General features: G+C 35.6%; 10 protein-coding genes. All 10 read left to right on the top strand.

The window, feature by feature from the left end; translation table 11 throughout:
• Window positions 1-187: 187 nt before the first annotated feature.
• The 10 genes from AB1422_13660 to AB1422_13615 all read left to right on the top strand — a co-directional run bounded on the left by AB1422_13660 (window position 188) and on the right by AB1422_13615 (window position 8,021).
• Window positions 188-643 carry an NADH-quinone oxidoreductase subunit C gene (locus AB1422_13660; protein ID MEW6620358.1) on the top strand — a complete coding sequence of 152 codons (456 nt, stop codon included), beginning with the start codon at window positions 188-190 and terminating at the stop codon, window positions 641-643.
• A gap of 162 nt (window positions 644-805) precedes the next feature.
• Complete coding sequence (locus AB1422_13655; protein ID MEW6620357.1) at window positions 806-1,240, top strand: hypothetical protein; 435 nt, start codon at window positions 806-808, stop codon at window positions 1,238-1,240.
• 614 nt (window positions 1,241-1,854) lie between these two features.
• Window positions 1,855-2,232, top strand: a complete 378-nt coding sequence (locus AB1422_13650) for a DUF5618 family protein (protein MEW6620356.1) — start codon at window positions 1,855-1,857, stop codon at window positions 2,230-2,232.
• A 414-nt stretch (window positions 2,233-2,646) separates the two neighbouring features.
• Entirely contained in the window at window positions 2,647-3,180 is a 534-nt protein-coding gene (locus AB1422_13645; protein MEW6620355.1) for a hypothetical protein, read from the top strand.
• Window positions 3,173-3,352 (top strand): hypothetical protein, encoded by a 180-nt coding sequence (locus AB1422_13640; GenBank protein MEW6620354.1) that lies wholly within the window; start codon window positions 3,173-3,175, stop codon window positions 3,350-3,352. Before AB1422_13645 ends, AB1422_13640 begins: the two co-directional genes overlap by 8 nt.
• A 14-nt stretch (window positions 3,353-3,366) precedes the next feature.
• Entirely contained in the window at window positions 3,367-4,545 is a 1,179-nt protein-coding gene (nuoD, locus tag AB1422_13635) for an NADH dehydrogenase (quinone) subunit D (protein MEW6620353.1), read from the top strand.
• An 8-nt stretch (window positions 4,546-4,553) separates the two neighbouring features.
• On the top strand, window positions 4,554-4,802 hold the full coding sequence (locus AB1422_13630) for a hypothetical protein (GenBank protein MEW6620352.1): 249 nt from the start codon (window positions 4,554-4,556) through the stop codon (window positions 4,800-4,802).
• Between the two features lie 6 nt (window positions 4,803-4,808).
• Entirely contained in the window at window positions 4,809-5,081 is a 273-nt protein-coding gene (locus AB1422_13625) for a hypothetical protein (GenBank protein ID MEW6620351.1), read from the top strand.
• 12 nt (window positions 5,082-5,093) lie between these two features.
• Complete coding sequence (gene nuoG / locus AB1422_13620; protein ID MEW6620350.1) at window positions 5,094-7,619, top strand: NADH-quinone oxidoreductase subunit NuoG; 2,526 nt, start codon at window positions 5,094-5,096, stop codon at window positions 7,617-7,619.
• A 12-nt stretch (window positions 7,620-7,631) separates the two neighbouring features.
• Entirely contained in the window at window positions 7,632-8,021 is a 390-nt protein-coding gene (locus AB1422_13615) for a hypothetical protein (GenBank protein MEW6620349.1), read from the top strand.
• Window positions 8,022-8,197 lie beyond the last annotated feature (176 nt).

Genomic DNA, 8,197 nt, shown 5'->3' with positions numbered 1-8,197 from the left:
GATTGTGGAAAACAACAAATTTCCATAAATTTCTATTAGTTTCTATTAATTTCAATTTTTTTAATAATATCTCCCTATCTCCTTAATCTCCACATCTCCTTTTGTTACACCACCTGAACGCTTACTCTAATTCGCTATTTTACTAATTATCCCTGCTTCTTTTTGTGGCAAATAAGGTGAACAAAGAATGACTAACCAGGAAATAACAAAAATTATTAAAGATAAATTTAAAAAGGATATCTTGAAGGTAGAAACTGAGCCTGATTTGACTATTTATGTCTCAAATGATAAGATATTACAAATTTGTCAATTCCTTCACGATAATGAAGAGTTAAACTTTGTCTATCTATCGGATATTTGCGGGGTAGATTATCCAGAGAGGAGTCCACGATTTGATGTCGTTTATCATCTTTATTCGATAGAGAAAAATCATCGAATAAGAATAAAAACAGCGGTTGGAGATGGTGAGACTATTTCTTCTGTTACTGGAATCTGGCAAGGTGCGAATTGGTTTGAACGAGAGGTATATGACTTATTGGGTGTTGAATTTGATAATCACCCTGATTTGCGAAGAATTTTAATGCCTGATGATTGGCAAGGACATCCTTTACGAAAGGATTATCCTCTGGAGGCAATCAAATGAAAGAGTAACCGTTCACTGCAGAGCGGTGAACAGTTACTGACTTTTTTTATAGATTATCTAATAGAATAGTAGAAAAATGAGGTGAATTATCAGTTCAGGAGTTAAAAAATTTCTCTTGACAAAGATTGAGTTTTATGTTTCAATATAATTGAAGGTGAAAAAATGATTGCATATACATTACCAAGAAGTTGTTTTGAACTATTAAAAGAGGCATTTGGGGATAATGGGAAGGCAGAGATATTTGCTAAGGCAATAGAACAGGCTATAATCGCGATTGACGAGAAGGCAAAAGAGGTAATTGTTGAAAAGAAAGAGATGATAAAGGTAGAAGTTAGAGAAGAGTTAAAGAAAGAGCTTGTTACAAGAGAGATTTTTGAGGAAAGATTTAATATGGTTGATGAAAGATTTAATGGTATGAAAAATTGGATTGATGAGAGGTTTAATGTAGTTGATGAAAGGTTTAAAAGTTTGGAAAAGGAGATGAATGAGAGGTTTAAGAGTCTTAATTTCAGGTTAAATATCTTTATTGCCATTGCCCTTCTTGCCTTAACCCTCTGTAATCCTACATTTGTTAAATTGCTGGAGAGATTCTTTTAGTGTCACTATTCACCACAAAGAGCACGAAGGACACGAAGAGGTATTTAAGTCTTGTAATTTTCTTCGTGTCCTTCGTGGTAAATAGTTACTTTCGTGTTTTGTTTTTTAGCCACAGATGAGCACAGATGAACATGGATAAAAATAAGCGTTCACTGTGTAATAGTGTAATATATGGAAAATGAGAAACTGGGGAAAAGGAAAAATAAATTATTCGTTAGCTGTGTTCGTTTTTCTTCAACGGTTAACGGCTCACGGACACGATTCGCGATTATTCCTTTCCCTCTTTTTCCCTTTTCCCTTATTTACACCTGAACGGTTGCAATAAATGGAAATGAATTATCCAAAGTTATTGTTGATAGATAACTATTCAGGTCTTTTGACAGGAGTTACAGGATGAACAGGATAAAAAATCATGCCAATCCTATCTCTTTTTGAGAGAGGTGTAGGGGTGTGTCTCATCCTGTCAAAAATAGTCCTGAATGTATAGAATTAATTAAGGTTGTGATTGCCAGGACAGGATGATAAATGATATTGTTCCCTTTGCGACCTTTGCGCCTTTGCGAGAAATAGATAATATACTTTAAGTAATTTAAAAATAAAGGAGATATGAAAGAATGAAGGAGTCATTAAGGTATTTAAATAATGCAAAGGAGATATTAAAATCTATTCCCATAGAAGATAATACCTATCTTGATATTAAGCCTGTCCGAGAGGCTTTTGCCACAGCATATCTGGCCATTCTTGAGGCAATAAACGAATATCTGATTAAAAAAAAGCAGATGACAAAGAAAGAGATTCCAAAGTCAGTGGATGGATATAGAGAAGCATTAAGAAAGCATCTGGCTATTCATAATGGAAAGTTGATGAGGGAGTTTGAAATGCTTTATGATGCTTTGCACATAGCAGGTTATTATAGAGGACTTATTTATAATACCCAGGCAGTCAAGGAGTATTTTAAGGCTGCAAAGGATTTTATTGAAAAAATTGGATAGAAGATGAACCGACAGCAAGGGGAAAAGAGATTAAAAGGTAGAATCGGTTAAGAGAGAGAAAGGATGTATAATACATACATACTTACTTACTGGACTTTCGTAAATTTTATGCTACTTCTAAAATTCTCTTTATCCTTATCAATCTGTTTATTTTGTTCAAAGAGGGCAAAATTAGGCTCAAAAGCCTGATGATTTTTTTGCAACTTATTCTTTGAAGTTGAGTTGATAAAAAATGCTTTACCTATTTTCTTCCCTTTGTGCCCTTTGCGATTTATCCTTTTTTAACCGCAAAGAATGCAAAGAAATCGACCGCAAAGAACGCAAAGATTAAAGGAGAAAGGAATCATAGAAAATTCACGAAACTCCAGCTAAAGCATTTATAGAGAAAATTGGATAGATGATGTCAAAAATTTCATGAAAAAGGAAAATGAAAATAAAGGAATAGAAAGGGTATTTAATCTAATTGATAAAATGTGTCAGGAGGGAATCCTTAAAGATTATGCAATTGGCGGAGCAGTGGCTACGATTTATTATACCGAACCATTTGCTACTCAAGACATAGATATTTTTTTCATTCCACCAGCGAAAGAAAAGATAATAATATTAACACCTTTCTATGATTTCTTATTGAAAAAAGGATATAAGACACATAAAGAATATGTTATCATAGGAGATATACCAATTCAGTTCATTCCTTCAAGTACAGATTTGGAAAAGGAAGCTGTTAAAGAAGCCATCGCAGTAAAATATAAAAATGTGAATATTAAGATTATGAAGCCAGAATACTTAATAGCAATATTTTTGAAAGTCTATAGGCCGAAAGATAGGGATAAATTAATAAAACTTTTAGACCAAACCAGGATAAACAAATCTTTCTTGACAGATATTTTGCAAAGATATGGATTAGATAAAAAGTTTGATGAATTTGTAAAAAAATATTATGAATAATGTAGTAGCAACAAATCAAAAAGATATTGAAAGATATAGAAAGAAAATTTTTAAATCAAAAGAAGAGAGTCGGATGATATTTGCCAAAGAACCTTTTGAAAAAAAGATTAGAATTGCTTTTGAATTATATAAAAGGGCTAAATATTTAAAAAAATTTAAACCCATACGATAAAACAGGAGATAAAAATGCCTGATACTCAAGAATTAACAATTAATATGGGTCCTCAACACCCAAGCACGCATGGTGTTTTGCGGCTGGTGTTAAATTTAGATGGGGAAATTATTACCAAAATTACTCCACATATCGGTTATTTACATCGCGGGATAGAGAAAATGGCGGAAAATATGACCTATGCCCAATTTTTGCCTGTAACGGATAGGTTGGACTATTTAGCCGCTGTCTCCAATAACCTGGCTTATTGTTTGGCAGTCGAGAAATTACTCAATTTGGAAGTCCCAAAACGAGCAAGTTATATTCGCGTTATACTTACTGAATTAAATAGAATTGCCAGTCATTTAGTCTGGATAGGGACTCATGCCCTTGACATTGGTGCCTATACCCCATTTTTATATGCCTTTCGTGAAAGAGAGGCAATCCTGGATATTTATGAATTATTCTGTGGAGCAAGACTCACTACCTCCTGTTTTAGAATAGGTGGTTTGCCACAAGATATACCCACAGGATTTGTTGAAAAGGTAGAAAAATTTGTGAAGATATTTCCCAAAAAGGTAGATGAATATGAGGCTTTATTGACTAAAAATGAGATTTGGCTCCGACGCACCCAATTTGTCGGTATTATTTCGAAAGAGGATGGAATTAATTATAGCCTTTCTGGCCCCTCATTGCGAGGTAGCGGTGTTCAATGGGATATTCGTAAAGTAGAACCGTATTGTGTCTATGGTGAACTTGAGTTTGATATTCCTACGGGTAGAGGGGTAGGGGATGTTTACGATAGATATTTGGTGCGAATGGAAGAGATGAGACAGAGTTGTAGAATTGTCCAACAGGCTCTTGCTCAAATCCCTGAGGGTGATTTTATTGCCAAAGAGGCAAAAATTGTTCCACCACCAAAAGATAAGGTTTTGACAGACATAGAAGCACTTATCCACCATTTCAAATTAGTCATTGAAGGATTTAAACCACCTCAAAAAGAGATCTATCAGTCTATCGAAGCTCCAAAGGGAGAACTTGGATTTTATATCATCTCAGATGGCTCAAATAAACCATATCGTTTAAAAATTCGTCCGCCATCTTTTGCTAATTTGCAGTCTATTGACAGGATGATTGAAGGTGGAATGATGGTTGCAGATGTCGTTGCCATCATCGGCAGTCTGGACATTGTTTTGGGGGAGATAGATAGGTAGAGATACTAATGGATAGAGATAAACGAAGAGAGAATGAACAAAAGTTTGGTAATTGGGTGAAATTAGAAAATGGCGGTCGAAGATATTTCTATGAAGTTCAGGGTCGTTATGGATGGAAGGCTCAGTATATTAAAGAAGTTGATTCATCAGAAAAAACAATTAGGTTCTATCAAGAAATTTATAATGAAAAAGGGGAATTAGTTGAAATTCATGAAAAATATCCGGTAGATAAAGGACATAAAACTTACGGGAGGTAATTTCAATTGAAGGTTACAAGTAAAGAGGTGGCACAAAAATTAATAGATTATCTCTACCATCGGCTCACCATAGAGGAATTAGTAAATTGGGCAGAATCAATGATGATGGAAGCTGAATTTGATAAGGTAAATTTTGATACCTTACGGGAAATCATCGGCTGTTTAGGACTAAGTGATGTGAAGGCATTTGGAATTACATGGGATGATTGTGAAGAATTTTTAAACCGTTTAGGATACGGTGTGACTGTAACCGTTCAAAAAAGATTAGTTTCTGTATAATAAGGTAAAGAAATGTTAAGTTTAACTATTGACGAAAAAGAAATACAGGTAGAAGAAGGAACAACAATCCTTGAGGCTTGCGAAAAAGCAGGAAGTCATATTCCAACATTGTGCTACGATAAAAGACTTTTACCTTTTGGTGCCTGCCGAATTTGTATTGTCGAGGTAGAAGGAACAAGGCAAAAATTCACCCCTTCCTGCACTACACCAGCAACTAATGGGATGGTAGTAAAAACTACCTCTGCGGATATTATCAAAGCGAGAAAGACTATTTTGGAACTCTTGCTGATTAATCATCCTCTGGATTGCCCTGTTTGTGATAAAGCCGGTGAATGCCAATTACAGGATTTAGTCTATGAGTATGGCGTTGCAGAAAATAGGTTTAAAGGTGAAAAATCAAGATTGCCAATAGACCATCAGAGTCACCTTATCGAACGCAATCTAAATCGCTGTATCCTGTGTGGTAAATGTGCCAGGATTTGTGATGAATTACAGGATGTCGCCGAGGTTAGCTTTGTTAATCGGGGCATTAGAGCTAAAATAGGCACAGATTTTGACCGAGCTCTGAATTGTGAATTTTGTGGCCAGTGTATTGATATTTGCCCGGTTGGGGCGTTGACTTCTAAACTTTTTAAATATAAAGCCCGACTCTGGGAATTACAAAATGTTCAGACTATTTGCCCATTTTGTAGTGTCGGCTGTCATCTTAACCTCGGAATTAAAGATAATAAAATATTTCAAGCAACAAGTAATGGTGGGAATCTATGCAGTAAAGGTAGGTTTGGTTTTGAATATGTTCATAGCCAACAAAGACTTACAACGCCTTTAATTAAAAAAGATGACCAATTGATTGAGGCAAGTTGGGAAGAGGCACTTGATTTAATCGCTAAAAAATTTAAAGAAATTCCGGCTAATAATTTAGCTGGACTTTGTGGTAGTCGCCTGACAAATGAAGAAGTTTATCTCTTCCAGAAACTTATGCGCGCGGGCTTGCAAACTAATAATATTGATAATGCCGGCAGCTACGCTTACGCAGGTCTTATGGGATTAAAGCAATCTTTAGGCTCTGCCGGGATGACAATCTCTCTTTCGGATATTGACAAAGCAGATTGTATTGTGCTTCTAAGATGTGACCTTTCAGAAACCCATCCGACAATTGGTATAAAGGTTAATCTGGCAGTTAAAAGAAATGAGGCTAAATTAATCATCATAAATCCGAAAAATATAAAAATGAGCAAACTTCCAAACCTCTCCCTCATCCACCATCCAAAAACTGAAATTGCCCTGCTCAATAGCATCATTAATGTCCTGATAAATGAGGGATTGGTAGATAAGGATTTCATTTCAAAACATACTGAAGGATTTGGTGAACTGAAAAAATCAGTTGAAAAATATACCCCCCAGGAAGTGTCAAAGATAACCGGGATAGATAAAGAACTCATTAAGAATGCCGCTAAGACTTATGGTAATTCACAAAAAGCGATTATTTTGATTTCTACTGGTTTGAATTTACCTGGCGAGGAAGTCAAATTAGCTCAATCTGCCGCAAATCTTGCACTACTTACTGGAAATTTAGGGAAAGAAGGTGCAGGAATAGGAATCTTACTTGAAAAAAATAATTCTCAAGGCACAGTAGATATGGGAACAATATCAGGATTTTTACCCGGTTATCAGGAAATAACAGATTATAAAATAAGAGAAAAATTTGAACAGGTTTGGAATGTGAAATTACCATCTTTTAGAGGACTATCTGCCTTAGAAATATTAGAAAAAGGCAAGGTAAAAGGGCTTTATATTGTGGCAGAAAATCCAATTGAAACTTACCCTGATTCAGACCAGATTAAACAGGCTTTAGAATCTCTGGAGTTTTTAGTTGTTCAGGATATGTTTTTAACCCAAACGGCTAAATTAGCCGATGTCGTCTTACCTGCCTGTGCTTTTGCCGAAAAAGAAGGGACTTTTACCAATGTTGAGGGGAAGGTGCAAAAATTGAATATGGCATTGTCCCCAATAGGTAAATCTAAATCAGACCTCGAAATATTTATAACATTATCAAAATTATTAGGTTATGAGATAAATTACTCTAATTCAGCAGAGGTAATGGATGAAATAAAGAGCCTTGTGCCAGGCTATAGTACACCAGACAAAGGAACGCAAAGACTTAAATGGAAGTTTGTGCCACAAACATTTGAAAAATTGCCCGTAGAAGACAAATATTATCCCTTTTTATTACTAACAGGGCATACCCATTTTCATTCTGGCTCAATGTCTGGAAAATCACCCGCATTGATGGAGGTTTGTCAGGAGTCGATTGTCGAAATAAATCCAGAAGATGCTAAAGCATTAGAGATTGAAAATGAAGAATTAGTCAAGGTCAGTTCGCGAGAAGCAGGAATTAAGGTAAAAACTAAAATCATTCGTAAATCTCCAAAAGGTGTTGTTTTTATTCCACATCACCCAGGTAAAAATGTCTTGAGTTTAATTAAAAAAGACTATTTAGGTCCTACCCGAGTGCGGATTGAAAAGATAGAAGGCTAAAAGGAGGAAAGGATGAAGAAAATATTGAGTTTGGTAGTCTTGGGAATATTTTTAAATCATCCAGCATACGCAGATTTGAGTAAGCAGGATATTGAGGAAATAAGAAAGATTGTAAAGGAGGAGATTCAACATATAGATAAACGGATAGACGATTTAAGGCAAGAGATGAATACCAGAATAGATGATTTAAAGGATTTAATGCTTACGGGATTTGGTATCCTTTTTGCAGGAATGTTTGCCCTTGTTGGTTTTGTCATCTGGGATAGGAGGACAGCTCTTGCCCCTGCTGTCAAAAGGGTAAAAGAACTTGAGGAAAGGGAAGATAGACTTGAGAAGGCGATTAAAGAGTTCGCATGGAAAGAGCCAAGGCTTGCTCAGGCTTTAAGATCAGTTGGACTTTAATAGGGCTTCACGAAATTCCCTCACCCAAATATAGAAAAGATTAGAGGTAGAGGACAGATATTCCCCCTTAATAAAGGGGGTTAGGGGGTTGTAAGTATATAAAGGGGGTTAGGGGGTTGTAAGTATATAAAGGGGGTTAGGGGGTTGTAAGTATGAAGATTCATTACAATCCGAAA

It is taken from the genome of bacterium (assembly GCA_040757115.1).
Classification (GTDB): Bacteria; UBA9089; CG2-30-40-21; order CG2-30-40-21; family SBAY01; genus JBFLXS01.
Note: the sequence above shows the minus strand (reverse complement) of the source record. Positions and strands in the feature narration are given on the sequence as shown.

Coding starts and splice junctions, on each gene's coding strand:
- AB1422_13640 (MEW6620354.1), top strand. CDS start 3,173: ATGAATAATGTAGTAGCAACAAATCAAAAAGATATTGAAAGATATAGA.
- nuoG (MEW6620350.1), top strand. CDS start 5,094: ATGTTAAGTTTAACTATTGACGAAAAAGAAATACAGGTAGAAGAAGGA.
- AB1422_13630 (MEW6620352.1), top strand. CDS start 4,554: ATGGATAGAGATAAACGAAGAGAGAATGAACAAAAGTTTGGTAATTGG.
- AB1422_13655 (MEW6620357.1), top strand. CDS start 806: ATGATTGCATATACATTACCAAGAAGTTGTTTTGAACTATTAAAAGAG.
- AB1422_13650 (MEW6620356.1), top strand. CDS start 1,855: ATGAAGGAGTCATTAAGGTATTTAAATAATGCAAAGGAGATATTAAAA.
- AB1422_13615 (MEW6620349.1), top strand. CDS start 7,632: ATGAAGAAAATATTGAGTTTGGTAGTCTTGGGAATATTTTTAAATCAT.
- AB1422_13660 (MEW6620358.1), top strand. CDS start 188: ATGACTAACCAGGAAATAACAAAAATTATTAAAGATAAATTTAAAAAG.
- AB1422_13645 (MEW6620355.1), top strand. CDS start 2,647: ATGAAAAAGGAAAATGAAAATAAAGGAATAGAAAGGGTATTTAATCTA.
- nuoD (MEW6620353.1), top strand. CDS start 3,367: ATGCCTGATACTCAAGAATTAACAATTAATATGGGTCCTCAACACCCA.